The sequence below is a fragment of the Streptomyces sp. NPDC050535 genome, assembly GCF_044457665.1.
GTDB lineage: Bacteria > Actinomycetota > Actinomycetes > Streptomycetales > Streptomycetaceae > Streptomyces.
The window spans coordinates 397,083-420,557 of record NZ_JBITHE010000003.1; the positions used below are offsets into that span (position 1 = coordinate 397,083).

General features: G+C 70.8%; 21 protein-coding genes and 1 pseudogene. 15 read left to right on the forward strand and 7 right to left on the reverse strand.

What is annotated here, in order from left to right; translation table 11 throughout:
- Window positions 1–39: 39 nt before the first annotated feature.
- The gene (locus ACIBLC_RS09835) at window positions 40–378 is read right to left on the reverse strand and encodes a phosphotransferase family protein (protein WP_399210236.1); all 339 of its coding nucleotides are present in this window, start codon (window positions 376–378) and stop codon (window positions 40–42) included.
- A gap of 1 nt (window position 379) precedes the next feature.
- Window positions 380–1,170, reverse strand: a protein-coding gene (locus ACIBLC_RS09840; protein WP_399210237.1) for an IS5 family transposase whose coding sequence is annotated in 2 segments (ribosomal slippage) — window positions 380–820 and window positions 823–1,170 — 789 coding nt in all. Because the reading frame shifts where the segments join, the coding sequence is not laid out codon by codon here.
- Window positions 1,171–2,315: 1,145 nt separating this feature from the next.
- Between ACIBLC_RS09840 and bioB the strand changes: the two are divergent.
- The 3 genes and pseudogenes from bioB to bioD form a co-directional block, all read left to right on the forward strand.
- Window positions 2,316–3,375: pseudogene (bioB, locus tag ACIBLC_RS09845) on the forward strand (biotin synthase BioB); the annotation flags it as partial.
- 144 nt (window positions 3,376–3,519) lie between these two features.
- On the forward strand, window positions 3,520–4,800 hold the full coding sequence (locus ACIBLC_RS09850) for an adenosylmethionine--8-amino-7-oxononanoate transaminase (protein ID WP_399210238.1): 1,281 nt from the start codon (window positions 3,520–3,522) through the stop codon (window positions 4,798–4,800).
- A 1-nt stretch (window position 4,801) separates the two neighbouring features.
- Window positions 4,802–5,518: a dethiobiotin synthase gene (bioD, locus tag ACIBLC_RS09855; protein ID WP_399210239.1), complete on the forward strand. Its 717-nt coding sequence runs from the start codon at window positions 4,802–4,804 to the stop codon at window positions 5,516–5,518.
- A 397-nt stretch (window positions 5,519–5,915) separates the two neighbouring features.
- Here the strand turns inward: bioD and ACIBLC_RS09860 are convergent, their stop codons facing one another.
- Window positions 5,916–8,222 (reverse strand): LuxR C-terminal-related transcriptional regulator, encoded by a 2,307-nt coding sequence (locus ACIBLC_RS09860; protein WP_399210240.1) that lies wholly within the window; start codon window positions 8,220–8,222, stop codon window positions 5,916–5,918.
- Between the two features lie 250 nt (window positions 8,223–8,472).
- Between ACIBLC_RS09860 and ACIBLC_RS09865 the strand changes: the two genes are divergently transcribed.
- Window positions 8,473–9,156, forward strand: a complete 684-nt coding sequence (locus ACIBLC_RS09865; protein WP_399210241.1) for an esterase/lipase family protein — start codon at window positions 8,473–8,475, stop codon at window positions 9,154–9,156.
- Window positions 9,157–9,281: 125 nt separating this feature from the next.
- Window positions 9,282–9,992: a class I SAM-dependent methyltransferase gene (locus tag ACIBLC_RS09870; protein ID WP_399210242.1), complete on the forward strand. Its 711-nt coding sequence runs from the start codon at window positions 9,282–9,284 to the stop codon at window positions 9,990–9,992.
- Here the strand turns inward: ACIBLC_RS09870 and ACIBLC_RS09875 are convergent.
- Together ACIBLC_RS09875 and ACIBLC_RS09880 are read right to left on the reverse strand one after the other, a co-directional pair.
- Complete coding sequence (locus ACIBLC_RS09875) at window positions 9,987–10,361, reverse strand: fic family toxin-antitoxin system, toxin component (RefSeq protein WP_399210243.1); 375 nt, start codon at window positions 10,359–10,361, stop codon at window positions 9,987–9,989. The genes ACIBLC_RS09870 and ACIBLC_RS09875 overlap by 6 nt on opposite strands.
- A 4-nt stretch (window positions 10,362–10,365) precedes the next feature.
- Window positions 10,366–10,653 (reverse strand): toxin-antitoxin system HicB family antitoxin, encoded by a 288-nt coding sequence (locus ACIBLC_RS09880; RefSeq protein ID WP_399210244.1) that lies wholly within the window; start codon window positions 10,651–10,653, stop codon window positions 10,366–10,368.
- 214 nt (window positions 10,654–10,867) lie between these two features.
- Between ACIBLC_RS09880 and ACIBLC_RS09885 the strand changes: the two genes are divergently transcribed.
- From ACIBLC_RS09885 to mug, 10 genes are all read left to right on the forward strand, one after another.
- Window positions 10,868–11,800, forward strand: coding sequence for an ABC transporter ATP-binding protein (locus ACIBLC_RS09885; RefSeq protein WP_399210245.1), 933 nt, complete (start codon window positions 10,868–10,870; stop codon window positions 11,798–11,800).
- Between the two features lie 7 nt (window positions 11,801–11,807).
- Window positions 11,808–14,375: an ABC transporter permease gene (locus tag ACIBLC_RS09890; protein WP_399210246.1), complete on the forward strand. Its 2,568-nt coding sequence runs from the start codon at window positions 11,808–11,810 to the stop codon at window positions 14,373–14,375.
- A gap of 59 nt (window positions 14,376–14,434) precedes the next feature.
- Complete coding sequence (locus ACIBLC_RS09895) at window positions 14,435–15,307, forward strand: LLM class F420-dependent oxidoreductase (protein WP_399210248.1); 873 nt, start codon at window positions 14,435–14,437, stop codon at window positions 15,305–15,307.
- Between the two features lie 61 nt (window positions 15,308–15,368).
- Window positions 15,369–15,794, forward strand: coding sequence for a GNAT family N-acetyltransferase (locus tag ACIBLC_RS09900; RefSeq protein WP_399210249.1), 426 nt, complete (start codon window positions 15,369–15,371; stop codon window positions 15,792–15,794).
- A 170-nt stretch (window positions 15,795–15,964) separates the two neighbouring features.
- A complete protein-coding gene (locus tag ACIBLC_RS09905) occupies window positions 15,965–17,290 on the forward strand; it encodes a hemolysin family protein (protein WP_399210250.1) in 1,326 nt (441 codons plus the stop codon).
- Complete coding sequence (locus ACIBLC_RS09910; protein ID WP_399210251.1) at window positions 17,287–18,300, forward strand: hemolysin family protein; 1,014 nt, start codon at window positions 17,287–17,289, stop codon at window positions 18,298–18,300. Before ACIBLC_RS09905 ends, ACIBLC_RS09910 begins: the two co-directional genes overlap by 4 nt.
- A 216-nt stretch (window positions 18,301–18,516) precedes the next feature.
- Window positions 18,517–19,299: an SGNH/GDSL hydrolase family protein gene (locus ACIBLC_RS09915; RefSeq protein WP_399210252.1), complete on the forward strand. Its 783-nt coding sequence runs from the start codon at window positions 18,517–18,519 to the stop codon at window positions 19,297–19,299.
- A gap of 49 nt (window positions 19,300–19,348) precedes the next feature.
- Complete coding sequence (locus tag ACIBLC_RS09920) at window positions 19,349–19,699, forward strand: DUF4326 domain-containing protein (RefSeq protein WP_399210253.1); 351 nt, start codon at window positions 19,349–19,351, stop codon at window positions 19,697–19,699.
- Between the two features lie 59 nt (window positions 19,700–19,758).
- Window positions 19,759–21,201, forward strand: coding sequence for an adenylosuccinate lyase (gene purB / locus ACIBLC_RS09925; protein WP_399210254.1), 1,443 nt, complete (start codon window positions 19,759–19,761; stop codon window positions 21,199–21,201).
- Window positions 21,198–21,746: a G/U mismatch-specific DNA glycosylase gene (gene mug / locus ACIBLC_RS09930; protein ID WP_399210452.1), complete on the forward strand. Its 549-nt coding sequence runs from the start codon at window positions 21,198–21,200 to the stop codon at window positions 21,744–21,746. The genes purB and mug overlap by 4 nt, the downstream gene beginning before the upstream one ends.
- A 59-nt stretch (window positions 21,747–21,805) precedes the next feature.
- Here mug and ACIBLC_RS09935 read toward each other — a convergent pair whose 3' ends face one another.
- Together ACIBLC_RS09935 and ACIBLC_RS09940 are read right to left on the reverse strand one after the other, a co-directional pair.
- Complete coding sequence (locus tag ACIBLC_RS09935; protein WP_399210255.1) at window positions 21,806–22,528, reverse strand: ABC transporter permease; 723 nt, start codon at window positions 22,526–22,528, stop codon at window positions 21,806–21,808.
- A gap of 2 nt (window positions 22,529–22,530) precedes the next feature.
- Window positions 22,531–23,466, reverse strand: a complete 936-nt coding sequence (locus ACIBLC_RS09940) for an ATP-binding cassette domain-containing protein (RefSeq protein WP_399210257.1) — start codon at window positions 23,464–23,466, stop codon at window positions 22,531–22,533.
- Window positions 23,467–23,475 lie beyond the last annotated feature (9 nt).

A 23,475-nucleotide genomic window follows, 5' to 3' on the forward strand; every position in this document is an offset into this window, starting at 1 on the left:
CTTGGGTATCCATGTTTCTGAGCGTCTCGATGCGATGCGTCAATTACTGGGCGCCGCAGCAGTATCTCCTTGATCCGCACGCCGAATGAAGGATCCAAGTGTGTGAAGGTCTCGGATTTCGCAGAGAGTCGAAAGGCTGGACCACTGCCGGATGTCGTAGCCGTACCGCTCGCTGAAGTCATCCAGTTCTCCGGCGGTTCGCCCGAAGCGGACCCCTTGGAACGTATTGGCCAAGTCGATCTCACGCGGGCCGAATGTCGCCTTATCCCAGTCGCCAAGTCTGATTCCCTGGCCGTCCCAGAGGGTATTACCTGGATATGCGTCACCGTGGATATGGCCGTGGCCCAAGGGGAAGTCGAGCTTCCCGTAAGAAGTCATTTCAGTTGGTGAGTCTGCGGTGGCATATGAGGGTTGCGGCGATGGCGGTTAAGGCGAGGAAGTGTTCCGGCTTGCGCTCGTAGCGGCCGTGAAGGCGTCGGCAGCCGGACAGCCAGGACACGGTCCGTTCCACGACCCAACGGTGCCTGCCCAGGCGTCGGGACGACTCGATGCCTCTGCGGGCGAGGCGATGGCGGATGCCGCGGGAAGCGAGCCATCGTCGCAGATGTCGGTAGTCGTAGCCCTTGTCCCCGTGTAGCTTGCCGGGCTTCCGGCGCCGGGGGCCGCGGCGTGAGCGGATGGGCGGGATCAGGGCCTGGCTGTCGTGGAGGTTCGCCGCGGATATCCCGATCGACAGAGGCAGACCGCTGCGGTCCACGATGAGGTGGATATTCGATCCCTTCTTGCCGCGGTCGGTCGGATTCGGTCCCGTCAACTGCCCCCTTTGACGGCCCGGACACTGACGGAGTCGATCGCGCACCGGGACCAGTCCAGGTCGCCGCGGGAGCCGAGTTCATCCAGGACCAGGCGGCGGAGCTTGGCCCACACCCGGGCCTCACTCCATTCGCTGAACCGGCGGAAGGCCGTCACTCCCGACACGCCGCAGCCCGGTGGCAGTTGATTCCAGGTGCAGCCCGAGGTGGCCACGAAAATGATCGCGGCCAGCACCTCGCGGTCACCTCGGCGACGATGCCCTCCGCCCTGCGGGCGTTCCGGAGCCGGCGGGACCACCCGCTGGAACAACTCCCACAGGCTCTCCGGTGCCAACCGTTCGACAAGTGCAGCAGCCATTACTCCAGACTGCCGCAAGATCACGCCAACTGAAATGACGTCTAACGTGCCGCAGGGCCGACACCCCTACATGAGCTGGTATCGGCTTCAGATGAACCCTCCGGGAAATTACATACGGGCCTCAGAATCCCTCCCGCCCGGCTCGGGAACCAGACCCCCTAACACTCCGGCGATCAAGCCTCTACGGGAGGATTCGACACCCGAAAATAAGCGTGATTCCGTTCAGATATCGACATGGACAGGACCGACATGGACGGACCACCAACCCTCGATGATGTCCGATCTTGGCCAGCAACCGTGAGTGTGAAGGAAGCGGCCACAGCTCTCGGTATCAGTAAATCTCAACTATACGACCTCATCCGAACCAACGAGGCTCCGCTATCCACTATCAGAGTCGGAACCATACGCGTCATCACGTCATTACTTGTGAAGTTGCTGGACGGCTCCACCTAATCGACTTGCGGAACGCGAGAACACATTAGTACGCCTCAGCCATGGCGTTTCCTGATGACTACTTACGGGTCCGTATGGCGGCCGTTCCTCGTTAGGGCCGTGAACCACCTAGAGATACCCTGAAGGGGCTTCACGCAGACAGGAACCCCAGCGGATAACGCTAGGGTTCCTTTGCGTCTCAGAGAGCCATACTGGGCCTCTGTAGCTACCGACCCGCCCACCGGCCATAGCCGGTAGCGGGATGCTCAGGGAGCCATTCTCGCAGATATCCGGTTGTCCACTCGGTTTCAAGAGGGCACCCGTCCAGCGTGCTGCGGAGCGCGATTGCCGCGTGCATGGCCCGTTCGCTCAAGATCCGGTCATGCACCTCGCGGTCCCCTACGGTCGCAGGGTGGGGATGTCGAGAGCTTCCAGAACAGCCCGAATCAAGTCACCCACGGCGCTTGAGGGACAGCCCCTTCAGGGGTGTTGTAGGAACCCTCCATACTGATCCACTGGCCCTTTCGTCTCACTCATGTCTCTCACCAAATCGGCGGTGAGATGCGGACTTTGGGCCTCTGACCTGGTCTTCCATGCTCTCTGTTGACCCTACGTACTGGGGTGGTCGTGTTACATACCCCACACGTCGAACCGTCTGTCTTGTACGAACTCTCCTTGGCCGCGAGCGGTCCCATACGCCAGGATCGGACCTCATGGACCTGCTGAACACGCTGGTGGACAAGGGGCTTCGGCGCGAACTGCCGACCCGGGACGAAGCTCTGGCCGTGCTGGCCACCTCCGACGACGACGTGCTCGACGTGGTGGCCGCGGCCGGGAAGGTGCGCAGGCACTGGTTCGGCCGACGGGTGAAACTCAACTACCTGGTCAACCTCAAGTCGGGTCTGTGCCCCGAGGACTGCTCCTACTGCTCGCAGCGGCTGGGGTCGACGGCCGGGATCCTCAAGTACACCTGGCTCAAGCCGGACGAGGCGTCCAGGGCCGCGGCGGCGGGCCTGGCCGGCGGCGCCAAGCGGGTGTGCCTGGTGGCCAGCGGACGCGGTCCGACCGACCGTGACGTGGACCGGGTCTCCGACACGATCAAGGCCATCAAGGACGGGAACGAGAACGTCGAGGTGTGCGCCTGCCTCGGCCTGCTGAATGACGGCCAGGCCGAGCGGCTGCGCGCGGCGGGCGCGGACGCGTACAACCACAACCTGAACACGTCCGAGGGGACGTACGGGGACATCACGACCACCCACACGTACGCGGACCGGGTGGACACCGTCCAGAAGGCGCACGCGGCCGGCCTGTCCGCCTGCTCCGGTCTGATCGCGGGCATGGGCGAGAGCGACGAGGACCTGGTCGACGTCGTCCACGCGCTGCGCGAGCTCGACCCCGACTCCGTTCCGGTGAACTTCCTGATCCCGTTCGAGGGCACTCCGCTCGCCAAGGAGTGGAACCTGACGCCTCAGCGGTGTCTGCGGATCCTGGCGATGGTCCGGTTCGTCTGCCCGGACGCCGAGGTGCGGATCGCCGGTGGCCGCGAGGTCCATCTCCGCACGATGCAGCCGCTGGCGCTGCACCTCGCCAACTCGATCTTCCTCGGCGACTACCTCACCAGCGAGGGCCAGGCGGGCAAGGCCGACCTCGACATGATCGCGGACGCCGGGTTCGAGGTGGAGGACGCGGGCGAGGTGACGCTGCCGGAGCACCGGGTGTCCGAGGGCGGGGGGTGCGGCTCGCACGAGGGCGGCGGGGCGTGCGGTTCCGCTGCCGCGCCGGGTTCCGCGTCGGTGTGCGCCTCCGCTTCGGCTTCCGCGCCGGTGTCCGCTTCCGCGTCGCCGGAACAGGTCGCCGAGGCGCGTACGGACCTCGTCGCCGTGCGCCGCCGTGGTGCCGGAACGGACCTCGCGCCCAATGCCTGACCTGCCCGTACGCGAGCTGCTCGACCTCGACCGGCGGCACGTGTGGCATCCGTACGGGCCGATGCCCGGCCGGCAGGAACCGCTCGTCGTGGAGTCGGCGAGCGGGGTACGGCTGCGACTGGCGGACGGCTCGGGCGAGTTGATCGACGGCATGTCGTCCTGGTGGTCGGCCATCCACGGCTACAACCACCCGGTGCTCAACGACGCGGCGCGCGGCCAGTTGGAGCGCATGAGCCATGTCATGTTCGGCGGGCTCACCCACGAGCCCGCCGTACGGCTGGCGAAGCGACTTGTCGACATCACGCCGGAGGGCCTCGATCACGTCTTCCTCGCCGACTCCGGTTCGGTCTCGGTCGAGGTCGCCGTCAAGATGTGCCTCCAGCACTGGCGCTCGCTCGGCCGCCCGGCCAAGCAACGCCTGCTGACCTGGCGCGGCGGGTACCACGGGGACACCTGGCAGCCGATGTCGGTGTGCGATCCCGAGGGCGGGATGCACGAGCTGTGGCAGGGCGTGCTGCCACGGCAGATCTTCGCCGACGCGCCGCCGACCGCGTACGAGGAGTCGTACGCGGATCAGCTCCGCTCGCTCGTCGAGCGGCACGCCGACGAGCTGGCCGCGGTGATCGTCGAGCCGGTGGTGCAGGGCGCGGGCGGGATGCGGTTCCACTCCCCCGCGTATCTGCGGGTGCTGCGCGAGGCGTGCGACGCGCATGACGTGCTCCTCGTCTTCGACGAGATCGCGACCGGGTTCGGGCGCACGGGCACGCTTTTCGCGGCGGAGCACGCGGGCGTGACACCCGACGTGATGTGCGTCGGCAAGGCGCTGACCGGCGGTTATCTGACGATGGCGGCGACGCTGTGTACGGCGCGGGTGGCCGACGGGATCTCCCGGGGCGAGGTCCCGGTGCTGGCTCACGGGCCCACGTTCATGGGCAACCCGCTGGCGGCGGCCGTGGCCTGCGCCTCCATCGATCTGCTGCTCGGGCAGGACTGGCGGACCGAGGTGAAGCGGATCGAGGCGGGGCTGCGGGAGGGTCTTGACCCCGCGCTCGAACTGCCGGGCGTCCGGGACGTACGTGTCCTGGGGGCGATCGGCGTCGTCCAGCTCGACCACGAGGTGGACATGGGGGCGGCGACGCGAGCCGCCGTCCGCGAGGGCGTCTGGCTGCGGCCGTTCCGCGACCTCGTCTACACGATGCCGCCGTACGTCACGGGCGACGCGGACCTGGCACGGATCACGCGCGCGGTGTGCGCGGCGGCACGGGAGGGATGACATGACGGTCCTGGTCATCACGGGGACGGGCACGGAGGTCGGCAAGACGATCACCACGGCCGCCGTCGCCGGCACGGCTCTCGCGGCCGGGCGGTCCGTGGCCGTGCTCAAGCCCGCGCAGACCGGCGTACGTCCGGACGAGCGCGGCGACGCCGACGAGGTGGCCCGGCTCGCCGGCGCCGTGACCACCCTCGAACTCGCCCGGTATCCGGAGCCGTTGGCGCCCGCGACGGCCGCGCGCCGGGCGGGGCTCGCGCCGGTGCGTGCCCATGAGGTCGCGGAGGCGGCGGCCGAACTGGCCACCGGGCACGAGTTGGTGCTGGTGGAGGGAGCGGGCGGGCTCCTCGTACGGTTCGACGACGAGGGCGGAACGCTGGCCGACGCGGCACGGCTGCTGGGCGCGCCGGTACTGGTGGTCGCCTCGGCGGGTCTCGGCACCCTGAACACGACGGAACTGACGGCACGTGAACTACGCCACCGGGGGCTGGACTTCGCCGGTGTGGTCATCGGCAGCTGGCCCAACGACCCGGACCTGGCATCTCGTTGCAACGTCGCGGACCTGCCGGTGGTGACGGGAGCCCCGCTGCTCGGGGCGGTGCCGTCCGGTACGGGGGCACTTACACCCGCCGATTTCCGCACGGCGGCCCCGAGTTGGCTGTCACCCGAGCTGGGCGGAACCTGGGACGCGGTCGCGTTCAGCGCGCGGTGCGCCTTGTAGGAGGCGCGGGCCCGTAAGCGACATGGCTCCGACGGCGACGCGGCGCTGCGTTCCGGGCGGGACTGGATGCCGGGTAGAGCTGGATGCCGGGTGGGGCTAGATGCCAGGCAGGGTGAGGGCGACGCGACGCTGTGGCGCCGGGCGGCTCCGCGAGCCACGCGACCCTGCGAGGCCGGGCAACTCCGTGAGCCACGTAGGGCTGTGGTGCCAGGCGGCGCTGCGAACATCGCGGCGCTGTGGTGCCGGACGGCTCCGCGAGCCCCGCAGCCCTGTGAACCCAGGCGGTCCTGCGAGCGACGCGGCGCATGCCGGGCGGCTCCCCGGGCGACGGGGGCTGGATGCCGGGTGTCGCGCTGTAGTGCCGGGAGGCTCCCGCCTCCTGGCGGGGTCACCCCCGTCACCCGTCGTCCAGCACCCGCACCAACTCGATCCGTGACCGGATCCCCAACCGCGTGAAGACGCCGCGCAGATGGTGGTCGATCGTCCGCGGGCTGAGGGCGAGGCGGGCGCCGATCTCGCGGTTCGTGGCTCCTTCCGCGGCCATGCGGGCGACCACGAGCTGCTGCGCGGTCAGCCGGGGCACGGGGTCCGCCCGACCGCCCGCGGGGGTGGCCGCTTCCCCCAGGGCTCGGAGTTCCGCGCGGGCCTGTGCCGCGCACTGCGGTGACCCGAAGTGCTCGAACGCCGCGAGGGCGCTGTGCAGCCGGTCCCGTGCCTCCGTGCGCTGCCTCAACCGCCGTAACGCACTGCCGAACAGCAGCTCCGTGCGGGCACGTTCGAAGTCACGGGTACCGGCGGCGTGCAGGTCGAGGGCGGCGCGGTAGTGCCCGACGGCCTCGGGGCCGGAGGCGAGGAGCGCGTGGCAGCGGGCGCTGAGGGCCAGGTCGTCGGGGCTGCGGATGGTGCGGGCCCAGCGGTCGTAGTCGGCGTGGGCGACCCGGGCGACGCGGCTGTCACCGCTGCGGACGGCCGCCTCGACGTAGAGCGGGGTCGCGATGTGACGGATGGCGCGGTGCCCGTGGCCCGGTCCGAATCCGGCGAGGGCACGCAGCCGGGCCGCGGAGGCGGCGAACCGGCCGGCGCCGAGGTCCAGGAAGGCGAGGGCGAACATGGTCAGCGCGGCGGGCAGACCCAGCCCACGGGCCAGGGCGTAGGAGCGGGCGGCCTCGGCGCGCGCCCGGCACACCTCCTCGTCACCGGTGAGGGCGGCGAACATGGCCAGCGCGGCCTGGAGGTGGCAGGCCCCGTTGTCCTGGCCGGTGGCGTACGCCTGGCGCAGTGCGTCGAGCGTGTCCGCCTCCGCGGCACGGGAGCGGCCGGTCCAGAACTCGGCGTACGCCCTGAACTCCATCGCCTGCGGCACTATCATCGTCTCGCCCCTGGCTCGGGCCGAGGCGGCGGCCCGCACGGTGGCGGAGGCGGCTCGGGTGTGGTCGCCGAGGAGCAGCGCCGCGATTCCGGCGTGGATGAGCAGAGTGGGGTCTCCGCCGGGTCCGCACCGCTCGGCCGCCGCTTCGAGCACGTCCCGCGCGTCCTCGTAGCGCCCCTCGGAGGCGGCGGCCAGCCCGCTCAGCGTGCCCGGCGGCACGATCCCGAGCCGGTCGGCGACGGCGGCCGCCTCCCGGCACCGGCGCAGGTCCCCGGTGTAGATGGCGGCTTCGGTGACCCGGGCGAGCAGAGTGACGGCGGGCCGGGGTGCGGCGGGATCCTCGGCCATCGATCGGTCGGAGCCGGCGGCACGGGGTGCGGCGGGATCCTCGGCCATCGACCGGTCGGAGCCGACGGCACGGACACCGGGCGCACGGCCCGCCGCGGCCGTCGGCGAACCGCCCGCGGGAATGGATCGGGCCTCCGCCGGCGACAGCGCGCGGCGACTGCCGGGTACGGAGGTCGCCGGTAAGTCGCCTGAGCCTCCGGCGACGGGGCCACCCTCCACACCGCCCGTGTGGGCCACGGCCGTGAGCAGTGCGTCGAACGCGTCGGTCGCGTTGCCCGCGCGCAGTGCCAGCAGACCGCTGAGCCCGTCGGCCTCGGTGGACGCGGCGAGGCGGCGGGCGCGGTCGGTGTCGCCGGAGTGCCAGGCGTCGGTGGCGGCGCGGGCGAGCAGGTGTGCGCGGTCGCGCGGGTCGGGCGCCAGCACGGCGGCGCGTTCGAGGAGGGCGCAGGCGAGGGCGTGTTCGCGCGCGACACGCGCGAGGTCGGCGGCCACCCGGAGCCGCGCGGCCAGCCTTCGGCTGGGGCCGAGCGCGGCGGCGCCGTGGTGCCAGGCGCGGCGCGGCTCCTCGCCCTCGCCGCGCAGGACGCGGGCCAGCAGTTGGTGGACCTCGCGCCGGTCCGACGGACGGACCGTCTCGTAGGCGGCGATCCGGGTCCACGGGTCGCGGAAGACGATCCCGTCGGCGGTGGCATGAGCCACCCCCGCCGCCTCGGCGGCGTCGAGGGACCGGGTGTCGAGCCGGGCCGCGGTGACGGCGCGCAGATAGGCGTGGGTGGTCACCGGGTGCTGGTCGGCCGCCGCGAGGAGCAGGAGGAAACGGGTGCGGTCCGGCAGGGCGCGGAGTTCCTGGCGGTACGCGCGCAGCAGCGCGGGCGGTCGCGCCGGGAGCGGGTCGAGGCCGGTCAGTTGACGCTCGGTCAGTACCGAGACGAGTTCCGCGGCCGCGCTACGGTCGCCGTGCGCGGCACGCAGCAGTCGTACTCGCACACCTTCGGAGAGTGAGGCGCCGAGCCCTGGCAGCTGGGCGGACTCGGGCCGTTCCGGTTCAGGGCGCCGACGCGCGTGTGTGAGCGGTGGTGGCGAAGTGCGCGGGAGAGGTGGGGGGTTCACCGGAGTCACCACGTGTATCACGTTACTGGTGAGTTAACTGACAAGTAAAGACCGGCGAGTTCACCGATGCGCCGCGCGTAGACCCCGGTTGACACTCCTGATTACCCCACATGTCTCAGGAGGCACCATGCAACCCCGCATGCGTCGCGTCGCCGCGTTCTTCTCCACCGTGGCCGCAGCGCTCCTTCTGTCGCTCTCCCTCTCCGCGCCCGCACAGGCCGCGACCCACAACCCCGTGATCTTCGTCCACGGTCTGAGCAGTTCGTCGAGCAGCTGGGACGACTGGATCGCCGACTTCAAGGCGGACGGCTACACCGACTCCGAGCTGTACGCGTGGTCGTACAGCTGGGGCCAGTCGAACGTCACGACCGCGCAGCAGCTCTCGGCCAAGGTCCAGAGCGTGCTCGCGCAGACCGGCGCCTCCAAGGTCGACCTGGTCACCCACTCCATGGGTCCGATGAGCGGCCGCTACTACCTCAAGAACCTCGGCGGCACGACGTACGTGGACGACTTCGTCTCGATCGGCGGGACGAACCACGGGACGAGCGTCGCCGGGCTGTGCGCCTGGCTCTACACGTCCTGCGCCGAGATGTACACCGGCAGCTCCTTCCTCACCGCGCTGAACTCGGGTGACGAGACACCGGGCAGTGTGTCCTACGCCGCCTACTGGTCGAACTGCGACGACTACCTCAACCCGGACAGCACGGCGCTGCTGAACGGCGCCACGAATGTGGGAGTCGGCTGCGTCTCGCACACCGACATGAACAACGACCCCGGCATATACACGCAGGTGCGCGACTTCATCGCCTGACGCCCCTGAGCAGCCGTCGCACCCCTGCTTGTGCGGTCCCGCGGGTACGGGACCGCGCAGCGGGGGTGCGACGGACCTGTTCGGGGGAGAATCGCGGTAAGGCCCGTCCTCCCTGGAGGTCCGTCATGCCGCTCCGGTCCACCAGCTCGGGCAAGGTGTCGCGGGACGCCGTGCACCATCCGCTGTTCGCCCGCTACTACGCCCGTGTCAGCGTCGCGGCCGAGACCCGGATGGGGATGGCAGACGTACGCGACCGGCTGCTCGACGGCCTTTCCGGGCGGGTGATCGAGATCGGCGCGGGCAACGGCCTGAACTTCGCGCGCTATCCGAGCACCGTCTCGGAGGTCGTCGCCATCGAACCCGAGCGACTGCTGCGGCGGTTGGCGGTCGAGGCGGCCCTGCGCGCCGAGGTGCCGGTGGACGTGGTGCCTGGTGCGGCGGAGGCGCTGCCGGTCAAGAGCGAGGCCTTCGACGGGGCCGTGGTCTCGCTGGTGCTGTGCAGCGTGCGCGATGTGCCGCGGACCCTCGCCGAACTGCGGCGCGTGCTGCGGCCCGGGGGCACGCTGCGGTTCTTCGAACACGGCGTGGGCGGCGGGCACGCGATGACCTACGTCCAGCGCGGCCTGGACCGCACGGTGTGGCCGCGGCTCAGCGGCGGCTGCCATCTGGCGCGCGACCCGATCGCCGCGCTGCGGGACGCCGGGTTCGAACTGGGCCCGTACAGGAGGGTGTTGATGCCCGAGAAGGGGCCCCGGCTGCCCACTTCGTACTGCGTGCTGGGCACCGCCCGGCGCCCGGCTCACGGGGAGAGCGAACGTTCGGCGGAGGCCTCATAGGCTCCACTGCCGGAGTTCCTCGGCGATGTCGTGGACGGTGGTGTCGCCGCCCTTCACCAGGCGGGCGAGTTCACGCACCTGCTCGGGTGAGGTGACGACCTTGAGGCCGCTGGCGACGAGATAGCCGTACGCGACGGCCGAGGCGAACATCGCGTTGGAGCGTTCGAGCGCCGGTACGTGCAGGAGGAGCTGGAGCAGCGCGGCGGCGCGGGCGTGCGGGCTGTCGTAGACGGGAATGCCGAATATCTCCGCCTCGTGCCGACTGACCGCCGCGACGAGGGCTCCCCAGTCGGTGACCTGGGGGTCTCCGGGCGTTTTCCGTTCGGCGATCATGAGGAGCCAGGCAAGGTCGACTCTGAGACTGCTCAAGGGATCAACGACGACCTTCGCGCGCGCTTTCGAAGTTGTCCGCCCGGCCGCCGGCCGGACCGGCTTCCCGGCTGCCTTCGCGGTCCGCGCCGAACTCCTCGGCGAAGACGGATTCGTACTGCTTCATGAAGTCGGCGGCGGCGTCGACGAAGGTGTGGCCCACCTCCCCGGTGTCCTGTCTGACCAGTTCCTCGATGTAGCGGTTCACGCTCATGCCGCGTGCCAGCGCTCGTTCGCGGGCGGCGCGGGCCGTGCCCTCGTCCACCCGTACGTTCAGCTGAGTCTTCGCCATACCTCGAAGCTAGCGCCGAATTGCTAGCACCGGCAAGAGGGCATCCCGTGAACGAGGGGTCCTCAAGGTGGAGATTGCCCCTTACACGGGTATCAGGGGCACGACCTGGGGCGGAGAAGGCCCGACACCTCGGGGGGATACCGGGTGTGCCCAGGATCACACTAGGCTCGGCCGCGACAAGGAAGTCGGGACGTCCATCACTGAGGAGGCGGCCTTGTCCACACCTGCTGCGGAGCACGTTCTCGGCCTGGCGGAGGCCGAGGGAACCGCCGCTCGCGCCCGCGGCCTGACCAAGGCGTACGGCTCGGGCGAGACGACCGTGCTCGCACTCGACGCGGTCGACGTCGACATCGCGCGGGGCCGCTTCACGGCGGTCATGGGGCCCTCGGGCTCGGGAAAGTCCACCCTCATGCACTGCCTGGCCGGGCTCGACACCGTCTCGGCCGGACAGGTGTGGCTCGGGGACACCGAGATCACCGGTCTGAAGGACCGCGAGCTGACCCGGCTGCGGCGCGACCGGATCGGCTTCATGTTCCAGTCGTTCAACCTGATCCCGACGCTGAACGCGGTCGAGAACATCACGCTGCCCATGGACATCGCGGGCCAGAAGCCCGACCAGAAGTGGCTGGACCAGGTGATCGACACGCTCGGCCTGCGGGACCGGCTCAAGCACCGGCCGTCCCAGCTCTCGGGTGGCCAGCAGCAACGGGTGGCCTGTGCCCGCGCGCTCGCCTCCCGCCCCGAGCTGATCTTCGCGGACGAGCCGACCGGCAACCTCGACTCCCGCGCCGGGCTCGAGGTCCTCGGCTTCCTGCGCGAGGCGGTCGACGAACTGGGCCAGACCGTCGTCATGGTCACGCACGACCCGAGCGCCGCCGCCCACTCCGACCTGGTGCTCTTCCTCGGGGACGGCCGGATCGTGGACGAGATCGAGCGGCCGACTGCGGACGCGGTGCTTGAGCGGTTGCGCCGCTCCACCGGGCGGTCCGGGCACCAGCAGAACCCCGGGACCGGCCCGATCCCGGCGGCCCGCGACGACGGGGACGGCACCGGCGCCACGACACCTGACGGCTCCTCCGCCGGCACGGGCGCGGGTCCCGCACCCACCGACGGCGACTCCCGCGACGTAACCCTCGACAAGGACTGAGGCGGTCGTGCTCAAGGCGACACTGCGGAGCTTTCTCGCGCACAAGGGGCGGCTGCTCCTCTCGGCGCTCGCGGTCGTGCTGTCCGTGGCCTTCGTCGCGGGCAGCCTCATCTTCTCGGACACGGTCACGCACACCTTCGACCGGCTCTTCGCCTCCACCTCCGCCGACGTGACGGTGGGCCCGAAGGACGATCTCGACTCGCAGATCCCCTCCGGCGCCGCCGAGACGGTGCCGGCCGCACTGGCCGGCCGCATCGCGGAGGTCGACGGCGTCGAGTCCGCCCACGCGGACACGTCCGTGGAGAACATCACGGTCGTCGACAGCGAGAACGAGTCGGTCGGCCCGACCACGGGCGCCCCCACCGTCGCCACCGACTGGTATCAGACCGACCGCAGCCCGTTGGAGCTGACCTCCGGCCGTGCCCCGGAGGGGGCCAGTGAGGCACTGCTCGACGCGGACACCGCCAAGAGCAAGGACGTGAGTGTCGGCGACAACCTGACGGTGCTCGCGCAGCCCGGCACGTTCAAGGTGGAGATCGTCGGCATCGCCACCTTCACCACCACCAACCCCGGTGCCGCGCTGCTGTTCCTGGACAGTCGGACCGCGCCCGACCAGTTGCTCGGGAGTCCGGACACCGCCACCAGCATCTCGGTGGACGCGGCCCCAGGCGTCACCGACGCCGTACTGAAACAGCGCATCGCCGCCGAACTCGGCACGGGCGCCTATGACTTGCAGACAGCCGACGAGCAGGCGGAGGACGCCGCCGCCCAACTCGGCGGATTCCTGGACGTCATCAAGTACGTCATGCTCGGCTTCGCCGGAATCGCCGTGCTCGTGGGCGTCTTCCTGATCGTCAACACCTTCTCGATGCTGATCGCCCAACGCACCCGCGAACTCGGCCTGTTGCGCGCACTCGGCGCCGACCGCCGTCAGGTGCGCCGGTCGGTGCTGACCGAGGCGCTCCTTCTCGGCCTGGTGGGCTCCACACTCGGCCTCGCCGCGGGGATCGGGCTGGCGGCCGGACTGATCGAGCTCATGAGCGCGTTCGGCATGAACCTCAAGTCCACCGAGATGGTGATCGGGGTGGCGACTCCCGTCTCGGCGTACGTCGTCGGGATCGGCGTCACCTTCGTGGCGGCCTATCTCCCGGCTCGGCGCGCGTCGGGCGTCTCCCCCATGGCTGCCCTCGCGGACGCCGAAGTCGCCGGTGCGGGACGGCCGTTGCGGGTGCGCGCGTGGGTCGGCTCACTGGTCGGGGCGGCCGGCGTCGGCGCGCTCGCGGGATGCGTCGCGTCGTCGAGCACCTCGACTTCCGCCTCCCTGCTGGGACTTGGTGTCGTGCTGACGCTGATCGCCACGGTGATCGCCGGTCCGCTGCTGGTGCGGCCGGTGATCCGGGTCCTGGGCGGGGCCTTCCCCGCCCTGTTCGGCTCGGTCGGCCGGATGAGCCAGCGCAACGCGCTGCGCAATCCGCGCCGCACGGGCGCCACCGCCGCCGCCCTGATGGTGGGTCTCGCCCTGGTCGGCGGGATGTCCGTGGCCAGCGCGTCCATGTCCAAGTCGTTCGACGAGCAGATCGACAAGACGCTGGGCGCCGACTTCGTGATCCAGAACAGCAACTTCGTGCCGTTCTCGCAGGAGGTCACCGACAAGGTGCGCGGCACGGAGGGCGCCGGACTCGTGGTCCGCCAGCGCTTCTCGCCGGTCGCGGTGCGGCTGCCGGACGGCAGGCGGATCGAGACGACCGCCGCGGGCTACGATCCGCGGCTCGACGACGTCGCCCGCGTCAAGTACGCGCAGGGAGACACCGCGGCGGCGCTCGGCGACGGGAACTTCGGCATGGACGTGGACTTCGCGAAGGACCACGGCGTACGTCTCGGCAGCACGATCCCCGTCGAGTTCCCGGCCGGCCGGAAGACCGAGCTGAAGGTGGCCGCGCTCACCGACCTGGAGGCCGCAGAAGGATTCGGCACGCAGGGCGGACTCTTCTTCGGCTTCGCCACGATCGAGAAGTACGTGCCGGGCGGCCAGGACTCCGTGCTGTACGTGAACGCGGCCTCCGGCACCAGCGAGGACCAGCTGCGCGCGAATCTCGACGAGACGCTCGATCCGTACCCGCAGGTGCAGGTACGCGACCTGGCCGACTACAAGAAGCTGGTCCACGACCAGATCGCCGTGCTGCTCTACCTCGTGTACGCGCTGCTCGGGCTGGCGATCGTCATCGCGGTGCTCGGCGTGGTCAACACCCTTGCCCTGTCGGTCGTGGAGCGCACCCGCGAGATCGGGCTGCTGCGCGCGATCGGGCTCTCCCGGCGTCAGCTCCGCCGGATGATCCGGCTGGAGTCGGTGGTGATCGCCGTGTTCGGCGCGGTCCTCGGCCTGGCGCTCGGCCTGGTCTGGGGTGTCTGTGTGCAGCAGGTGCTCGCCCTTCAGGGCATGAGGGCGTTCGCCGTTCCGTGGACGACGATCCTCGCGGTGGTGATCGGTTCGGCGGTCGTGGGCATCGTGGCGGCGCTGCTGCCCGCCCTGCGCGCCTCCCGGATGAACGTACTGGCGGCGATCGCGCACGAGTGAGACCCCACCCCAGGCACGTCAGGCACTCGGGCCAAGTCGACCATGACTGAGGAGAGTTCATGCCGCGCGCCTTCCGTTTCGGTGTCAGCCTGATGAATCCCGTGCCCGCCGACGAGTGGCGCGCGAAGTGCCGTCGGGCCGAACAGCTCGGCTACGACGTGATCCTGGTCCCCGACCATCTCGGCATGCCCGCGCCGTTCCCGGCGCTGGTGGCCGCCGCCGAGGCGACGAGCCGGCCCCGGCTCGGCACCTTCGTGCTCAACGCGGGCTTCTGGAATCCCACGCTGCTGGCCCGCGAGGTCGCCACCACGGACGCGCTGACGGGCGGCCGCCTCGAACTCGGGCTCGGCACCGGCTACGTACAGGCGGAACACGACACCGCGGGCCTGCCGTACGGCTCCGCCCGCGAGCGGGTGGACCATCTCCGGCATACGGTCCAGGAGTTGGACCGGCTGCTCGGGCCGGCCGAGGACCAGCCGCGGGTGCCGCTGCTGATCGGGGCCAACGGCGATCGTCTGCTGCGGCTCGCCGCCGAGCACGCCGACATCGCGGCGTTCACGGGGGCGCGGTCGGTGCCCGGCAGCACGACGGGGGCGCTGGCGGCGCTCACCGCGGAGGAGCTGGACGAGCGGGTGGCGGCCTACCGGCGGCTGGCGGCAGGCCGTGCGGAACCCGCGGAGCTGAACGTGCTCATCCAACTCGTCGTCGCCACCGACGACCGCGAGGCCGCCGTACGGGAACTGCTCCCGCGCGTACCCCATCTGACGGCGCGACAGGCCCTGGATCTTCCCATCCTGCTGCTCGGTACGCCGGAACAGCTCACCGCGCAGGTGCTGGCACAGCGCGAGCGGTACGGGTTCTCTTATCTGACCGTACTGGAGCCCTACATGGAGGCGTTCGGAGTGGTGGTCGAGGCGCTGCGCGGACAGTGAACCCGCGGTCCTGATGACGGAGTTCCGTGTGCTCCGGTGCCGCGCGTGATGAGATCGTGGCATGACTGAGCTGCGGATACGGGCCGCGACGCCCGACGATCTCGACACCGTGCTGGCCTTCTGGAAGGTGGCCGCGGAGGGCACGAGCATCAGCGACGACCGCGACGGTGTGGAACGGCTGGTCGCCCGCGACCCCGAGGCGCTGATCCTGGCAGAGCGTGACGGCGAGGTGGTGGGCACGGTGATCGCGGGCTTCGACGGCTGGCGCTGCCATCTGTACCGGCTCGCGGTGCATCCCGAGCGGCGCCGGCTGGGAATCGGCTCGGCGCTGCTCACGGCCGCCGAGGAGCGGTTCGTCGCGCTCGGCGGGCGGCGCGGGGACGCGATGGTGCTCCAGCGCAACGCGAGCGCGCAACATGCGTGGCGGGCTGCGGGGTATGCGCCCGAGGAGCAGTGGCGCCGTTGGGTGAAACCTCTCGGCGGCTGAGCCGACTTTGCCGACCCTTTACCATGAGCCGATCAGTCGGCCCTTCGAGAGGTGCGTGAACGTCCGCCCATGGGCGAGCCCCCCAACCGCCGGCCCCGTGATCCTCGCGGCGCCGGCCGACATCGCGCGGTCCCCCCGACCCTGGCCGATCATGGGACGGAGGTGACCCGATGACCGAACTGCTCCTCCTTCTGGTGGCGGTCCTGCTCTCACTGGCCTGCGGCGCGTTCGTCGCGGCGGAGTTCTCGCTGACCACGGTCGAGCGCAGCGAGCTGGAGCGGGCCGTCGAGCGCGGCGAGGTGGGCGCCTCCGGCGCCCTGAAGGCCGTACGCAACCTGACCTTTCAGCTCTCCGGCGCCCAGCTCGGCATCACCGTCACCAACCTGGTCGTCGGCATGCTCTCCGAGGCGTCCATCGCCAAGCTGATCGCGGGCCCGCTGGAGTCGGCGGGTGTCTCCACCTCCGCGTCGCACACGGTGGCGCTGGTCATCGGTACGGCCCTGTCGACGGTCTTCCTGATGGTCGTCGGCGAGCTGGTGCCCAAGAACTGGGCGATCTCCTCACCGCTGGCGGTGGCCAAACGGGTGGCCACGCCGCAACGCTGGTTCAGCGCCGCGTTCCGCCCGTTCATCACGCATCTCAACAACATGGCGAACCGGGTCGTACGGCTCTTCGGCCTCGAACCCGCCGAGGAGCTGGCCTCCGCGCGCGGACCGCAGGAGCTGGTGGCCCTCGCCCGCCACTCCGCCAAAGAGGGTGCCCTGGAGGCGGACACCGCCGAACTGTTCGTCCGGACCCTGAACCTCGCCGACCTCAGCGCGGAGAACGTGATGACCCCGCGTGTCCAGGTCATCGCACTGGAAGCACAGGCGACCTGCGAGGACGTGGCGAACGCGACCCGGGCGACGGGCCTGTCCCGGTTCCCCGTCTACCGCGGCGGTCTCGACTCGGTCGTCGGCGTCGTGCACATCAAGGACGTGCTCGCCGTGCCGGCCGAGCGCCGCGCCCGCACCACGGTCTCCCAGATCACGCGTGAACCGCTGTTCGTACCGGGCTCACTGACCGTGGACCGGCTGCTCGACCGGCTGTCCGGCAAGCGCACGATGGCCGTGGTCATCGACGAGTACGGCGGCACCGCCGGGGTCGCCACCCTGGAGGACATCGTCGAGGAGGTCGTCGGCGAGGTTCGCGACGAGCACGACCCGCACGAGTTGTCCGACCTGGCCCCGGCCGGCACGGACGACGACGGGCGCGAGCTGTACTCGGCGGACGGATCCGTCCGCACCGACCAGCTCGAGCGGGTCGGGCTCAGGGTGCCCGACGGGCCGTACGAGACCCTGGCGGGCCTTGTCGCGACCGAGCTCGGCCGTATTCCGGCCGACGGGGACGGCGTCGACGTCGCGGGCTGGCGGCTGGACGTGGTGGACGCCTCGGGCCGACGGGCCGCTCGCCTGCTGCTGCACGCACCGCTTGCCGAGGAGGAGGGGAAACGATGACCGTCGTACAACTGCTGATCGGCCTCGCGACGCTCGTCGTGAACGCCTTCTTCGTGGGCGCCGAGTTCGCGTTGATCTCGGTGCGCCGCAGCCAGATCGAGCCGCACGCCGAGAGCGGCGACCGGCGGGCGCGCAGCGTCGTGTGGGGGCTGGAACACGTGTCCGCGCTGCTGGCGGCCGCCCAGCTGGGCATCACCCTGTGCACCCTGGTCCTGGGTATCGTCGCCGAACCCGCGATCGCGCATCTCCTGGAGCCGGTGTTCCACGCCGTCGGGGTCCCGGACAGCGCCGGCCACGCGGTGTCCTTCGTGATCGCGCTCGCCGTGGCGACGTATCTGCACATGCTGCTCGGCGAGATGGTGCCGAAGAACGTCGCCCTCGCGGAGCCGGTGCGCACCGCCCTGCTGCTGGGGCCGCCGTTGGTGTGGCTCGCGCGGGCGCTGCGCCCGGTGATCTTCACCATCAACACCTTCGCCAACACGCTGCTGAAGCTGCTCCGGGTCGAGGTGAAGGACGAGGTGGCCGCGACCTTCACGGACGACGAGCTGGCCCGTCTCGTCAAGGACTCCAGCGCGGCGGGGCTCATCGACGCCCGCGCCCAGGAGCGCCTGCACGACGCTCTGGAGCTCGGCCGGCGACCCGTCCGCGACGTCGTCCTGCCGCTGGAAAGCGTGGTCTACGCGCGCGTGGGTGTCACCGCCGAGCAGTTGGAGCGGCTGTCCGCCGAGTCCGGCTTCTCGCGCTTCCCCGTGGTGGACGAGGGGCGCCGCATCGTCGGCTACCTGCACGTCAAGGACGCCCTGGACGCGACGCCGCGCGACCGTCCCTTCGAGGTGCGGGACATGCGGTCCATCGCCAGTGTCCGCGAGAGCACTCCGCTGGACGACGTGCTCACCGCGATGCGGCGCAGCCGTACGCATCTCGCGGCCGTGCTGGGCAGCGACGGCCGGCTCGCGGGTCTGGTGACGATGGAGGACGTGCTCCGGGAGCTGTTCGGGCAGCCGGTGTGAGGGTGCCCGCCTGTCGTGTCGTGGCCAGGGGCGATCCACGCGGAGTACGGCCGGGGACGGGGGCACGCACTCGGCTGTGCGGTAAGGGTTGATCCGCGCCAGCGACGGTCCGGAACCGGGGACGACCGGAGGGCGACGGCCGTACCCCGGTCCGGACCGCGGTACGACGGCCCGACCCGCTGACAGATGTGCGAGCGGGTTAACATCTTTTTCGCCATGCAGACGAATGCCAACTACACCAGTCTCGTCGCGGTCGGCGACTCCTTCACCGAGGGCATGTCGGACATGCTGCCCGACGGCACCTACCGCGGCTGGGCCGATCTCCTCGCGGGCCGGATGGCCGCACGGACGCCCGGCTTCCGGTACGCCAACCTCGCCGTGCGCGGGAAGCTGATCGGGCAGATCGTCGACGAGCAGGTCGACGTGGCGGCCGCGATGTCGCCCGACGTGATCACCCTGGTCGGCGGGCTCAACGACACCCTGCGGCCCAAGGTCGACATGGGACGCGTCCGCGGGCTCCTGGACGAGGCCGTCGAGCGCCTCGCCCCCGCCTGCGAGCAGCTGGTCCTGATGCACAGCCCTGGCCGCACCGGGCCGGTCTTCGAACGGTTCCGGCCCCGCGTGGAGGAGCTCTTCACCCACATCGACGACCTCGCGAAGCGGCACGGCGCGCTCGTGGTCGACCTGTACGGAGCGCCCTCGCTGGGCGACCCCCGTATGTGGGACCTGGACCGGCTGCACCTGACCGGCGAGGGGCACCGCCGCGTCGCCGAGGCCGTCTGGCAGGTGCTCGGATACGACCCTGAGGACGCGGACTGGCACACTCCGATGCCGCCCACGGACCCGCCGGGCTGGATCTCCCGCCGGACCGACGACGTCCGCTTCGCCAGGCAGCACCTGCTGCCCTGGATCGGCCGCCGTCTGACGGGACGCTCCTCGGGGGACGGCCTGCCGCCGAAGCGCCCTGGCCTCTATCCGTACGAGGAGCCGCCGGCGTAGGTCCCGGCACGCCGGATCATCGAGGTCACGTCCGACCGAACGGAGCCGTGTGGGCGCCACCGTCATCAACCTCAAGGGCCGCATCCACGACTTCGGCCCACGGCTCGAACACGCCCCCGCTGACCTCGTCTACGTCGGCCGCCGCTGGACCATGGGCCACTGGGACCTCCCCCGGCACCCGCTCTTCAACCCGTTCGCCTACGACACGGCCACCAAGAAGCGCGACGGCACCCGCGCCGAGGTCATGGACAAATACCGGGCGTATCTCCTCGAACGCCCCGGTCTGCTCGCCCAGGTGCCCGCCCTGCGCGGCAGGACCCTGGCCTGCTGGTGCGCCCCCGAGCTGTGCCACGCGGACATCCTGGCCGGGATCGCGGACGGCACCGGCCCCGTCTCGTAGGTTCCGACGAACCGACCCGCGGCGCTGGCCTGCGGGAATCGACAGTAGAATCCGTGCACGTGACTGCCTCGCCCGCAAAGCCCCGTATCCCCAACGTCCTCGCCGGACGTTACGCCTCCGCCGAGCTCGCCACGCTCTGGTCCCCCGAGCAGAAGGTGCGTCTGGAGCGTCAGCTCTGGGTCGCCGTGCTGCGGGCCCAGAAGGACCTCGGTATCGAGGTGCCGGACGCCGCGATCGCCGACTACGAGCGGGTTCTCGATCAGGTCGACCTGGCCTCGATCGCCGAGCGCGAGAAGGTCACGCGGCACGATGTGAAGGCGCGGATCGAGGAGTTCAACGACCTCGCCGGGCACGAGCAGGTCCACAAGGGCATGACGTCCCGGGACCTCACGGAGAACGTCGAGCAGTTGCAGATCCGGCTCTCGCTGGAGCTGGTGCGCGACCGCACGGTCGCTGTCCTGGCGCGGCTGGGCAAGCTCGCGGGCGAGTACGGCGAGCTGGTCGTCGCCGGCCGTTCGCACAACGTCGCCGCGCAGGCGACCACTCTCGGCAAGCGGTTCGCGACCGCCGCCGACGAGCTGCTGGTGGCGTACGGCCGGGTCGAGGAGCTGCTCGGCCGCTACCCGCTGCGCGGCATCAAGGGCCCGGTCGGTACGGCTCAGGACATGCTGGACCTGCTCGGCGGCGACGCCGCGAAGCTCGCCGACCTGGAGCAGCGGATCGCCCGGCACCTCGGCTTCTCGCAGGCGTTCACCTCCGTCGGCCAGGTCTACCCGCGCTCCCTGGACTACGAGGTGGTGACCGCGCTGGTACAGCTGGCCGCAGCGCCGTCCTCGACCGCCAAGACGATCCGGCTCATGGCCGGGCACGAACTGGTGACCGAGGGCTTCAAGCCGGGCCAGGTCGGCTCCTCCGCGATGCCGCACAAGATGAACACCCGCTCCTGCGAGCGCGTCAACGGCCTGATGGTGATCCTGCGCGGCTATGCGTCGATGACCGGGGAACTGGCGGGCGACCAGTGGAACGAGGGTGACGTGTCGTGCTCGGTCGTCCGCCGGGTCGCGCTGCCCGACGCGTTCTTCGCGCTGGACGGACTGCTGGAGACCTTCCTCACCGTCCTCGACGAGTTCGGCGCTTTCCCGGCCGTCGTGGCGCGTGAGCTGGACCGCTACCTGCCGTTCCTGGCGACGACCAAGGTCCTGATGGCCGCGGTGCGCGCCGGTGTCGGCCGGGAGGTCGCGCACGAGGCCATCAAGGAGAACGCGGTCGCCTCCGCCCTGGCCATGCGTGAGCAGGGCGCCGAGCGCAACGAACTGCTCGACAGGCTCGCCGCGGACGAGCGCATCCCCCTGGACCGCGCCGGACTCGACGAGCTGATGGCCGACAAGCTGTCCTTCACGGGTGCCGCCGCCGACCAGGTCGCCGCCGTCGTCGGCCGGGTCGAGGAGATCGTGAAGCAGCACCCGGAGGCCGCGGGATACACGCCGGGGGCGATCCTCTGACACGGCTCACCCCCGCGGACCTGGAGGCCGCCCGCGACCGGCTGGTGCCGGACATCGTCGCGGACGGTCTCGACGTCCTTTTCTGCGGCATCAACCCGGGGCTGACGACGGCCGCCACGGGCCACCACTTCGCGCGTCCCGGCAACCGGTTCTGGCCGGTGCTGCACCTTTCGGGGTTCACGCCACGGCTGCTGAAGCCGTCGGAGCAGGGCGAGTTGCCGTCGTACGGGCTGGGCATCACGAACGTCGTCGCCCGCGCCACCGCTCGCGCGGACGAGCTCACCGCCGAGGAGTACCGCGAGGGCGGGCGGCTGCTGACCGCCAAGGTGGAGCGGCTGCGGCCGCGCTGGCTGGCCGTGGTGGGCGTGACCGCGTACCGGGTGGCCTTCGACGACCGCAAGGCCGCCATCGGTCCGCAGGAACGGCTGATCGGGGCCAGCAGGGTGTGGGCGCTGCCCAACCCCAGCGGGCTCAACGCGCACTGGACGGCGGCGACGATGGCGGAGGAGTACGGGCGGTTGCGGGCGGCTGCCGCCGAGGGCTAGCGGGTTGGGACCCTCCTTGCCCTCGGCGGGGCGACGTCCGCATCTGTCTTTCTGACGGATCAGGCGTCGCGGCGCCGAACGCTCCACCCGCCGGCCACCAGGGCCGCCGTCGCCCAGGCCGCGGTGACGGCGAGTCCCGTCCAGGCTCCGAGGGGGCCGTCCCACGTCTCGTGGAAGACCACCTGGCCCGCCTTGTCGGGCAGGAAGTCGGCGACGCCGGCCGACGCGCTCCCGACGACGAAGGAAACGATCAGGAGGAACGGGATCAGGATGCTCAGCGTGGCGACACCGCTGCGCAGGACGGCCGCGAGGCCTGCCGCGAACAGGGCCATGAGCATCAGGTAGACGCCGCAGCCGACGACGCCACGGAGTCCCTCGCTCCAGGTCAGCCCGTCGGCCTTCGTCCCGAGTGCCGCCTTGCCCAACGCCAGGCTCACGGCTCCGGTGAGCAGGCCGACAGCCAGCACGGGAACCGCGATCGCCACGGCCTTGGCCGCGAACCACCGCGTCCGGTCGGGTACCGCGGCCAGCGACACCCGCAGCGCACCGCCCTGGAACTCGGCCGAGACGGCCTGCGCGCCGAAGGTGATCGCGGCGATCTGTCCGAAGCTGACTCCGAAGAACGCCGAGAACAGCGGGTCGAACTCCTCGCCCTCGCTGTCGAGTCCGGCGAGCGCCGAGAAGAGCGCGGTGGCGAGGAGGACGCCGCAGAGTCCTCCGACCAGCGACCGCAGCGTCCGGATCTTGATCCACTCCGAGCGGAGTGCGGGCGAGAACGTCATGGTCAGGCCTCCTGAGGCCGCGTCGGGGACGGGGTGGCGGCGAACTCGGTCTCGGCGGCGGTCAGATCCAGATAGGCCTGTTCCAACGTGCCTTCCTCCGCGGCGAGTTCGAGGACGGTCAGGCCCGCGGCCGAGACGAGGCGCCCGATGTCCTCCACGCGCGCGTGGAGCACGGCCCAGCGTCCGCCCTCACCCTCGACGGCCTCGATGCCGTGGTCCGCGAACAGCCGACCCAGCGCGCCGTCGTCCGTGGTGCGCACCCGCACGCGGGGCTGTACGCGGGTGTCGATGAAACCCCGCATGGGCGTGTCGACGAGCAGTCGGCCCCGGCCCAGGACGACGAGGTGGTCGGCGTAGGACGCGGTCTCGTTCATGAGGTGGCTGGAGACGAGCACGGTGCGGCCCTCGCGGGCCAGTGTGCGCAGCAACTCCCGCACCCAGATGATCCCTTCGGGGTCGAGGCCGTTCGACGGTTCGTCGAGCAGCACCACGGGCGGGTCCCCGAGGAGCGCGCCCGCGACACCCAGCCGCTGGCGCATGCCGAGGGAGTACGTCTTCACGCGGCGCCGTGCGACGGAGGCGAGCCCCACCTCCTCGAGCACCGCGTCCACGCGGCGCTCCGGGACACGGTTGCTCGCGGCGAGCGCCCGCAGATGGTCCCGGGCTGTCCGGGATCCGTGCGGAGCGTGCGCGTCGAGCAGGGCGCCCACGTGGCGCAGGGGCTCCCGGAGGGTGGCGTAGGCATGGCCGCCCACGGTGGCGGTGCCGGACGTGGGCCGGTCCAGGCCCAGGACCAGCCGCATGGTGGTGGACTTCCCGGCGCCGTTGGGTCCGAGGAATCCGGTGACACGGCCGGGGAGGACGCTGAAGCTGAGCCGGTCCACGGCGCGTGTGCGGCCGTACTCCTTGGTGAGGTCTTGGACGTCGATGCTGGTCATGGCCCCAGC

Bases quoted from the DNA above. Each gene is read 5' to 3' on its own strand.
- ACIBLC_RS09835 (WP_399210236.1), bottom strand. From the start codon at position 378: ATGACTTCTTACGGGAAGCTCGACTTCCCCTTGGGCCACGGCCATATC.
- ACIBLC_RS09935 (WP_399210255.1), bottom strand. From the start codon at position 22,528: ATGACGTTCTCGCCCGCACTCCGCTCGGAGTGGATCAAGATCCGGACG.
- ACIBLC_RS09910 (WP_399210251.1), top strand. From the start codon at position 17,287: ATGACCGTCGTACAACTGCTGATCGGCCTCGCGACGCTCGTCGTGAAC.
- ACIBLC_RS09870 (WP_399210242.1), top strand. From the start codon at position 9,282: ATGCCGCTCCGGTCCACCAGCTCGGGCAAGGTGTCGCGGGACGCCGTG.
- ACIBLC_RS09915 (WP_399210252.1), top strand. From the start codon at position 18,517: ATGCAGACGAATGCCAACTACACCAGTCTCGTCGCGGTCGGCGACTCC.
- ACIBLC_RS09905 (WP_399210250.1), top strand. From the start codon at position 15,965: ATGACCGAACTGCTCCTCCTTCTGGTGGCGGTCCTGCTCTCACTGGCC.
- ACIBLC_RS09850 (WP_399210238.1), top strand. From the start codon at position 3,520: ATGCCTGACCTGCCCGTACGCGAGCTGCTCGACCTCGACCGGCGGCAC.
- ACIBLC_RS09940 (WP_399210257.1), bottom strand. From the start codon at position 23,466: ATGACCAGCATCGACGTCCAAGACCTCACCAAGGAGTACGGCCGCACA.
- ACIBLC_RS09865 (WP_399210241.1), top strand. From the start codon at position 8,473: ATGCAACCCCGCATGCGTCGCGTCGCCGCGTTCTTCTCCACCGTGGCC.
- bioD (WP_399210239.1), top strand. From the start codon at position 4,802: ATGACGGTCCTGGTCATCACGGGGACGGGCACGGAGGTCGGCAAGACG.
- ACIBLC_RS09900 (WP_399210249.1), top strand. From the start codon at position 15,369: ATGACTGAGCTGCGGATACGGGCCGCGACGCCCGACGATCTCGACACC.
- ACIBLC_RS09880 (WP_399210244.1), bottom strand. From the start codon at position 10,653: ATGGCGAAGACTCAGCTGAACGTACGGGTGGACGAGGGCACGGCCCGC.
- ACIBLC_RS09895 (WP_399210248.1), top strand. From the start codon at position 14,435: ATGCCGCGCGCCTTCCGTTTCGGTGTCAGCCTGATGAATCCCGTGCCC.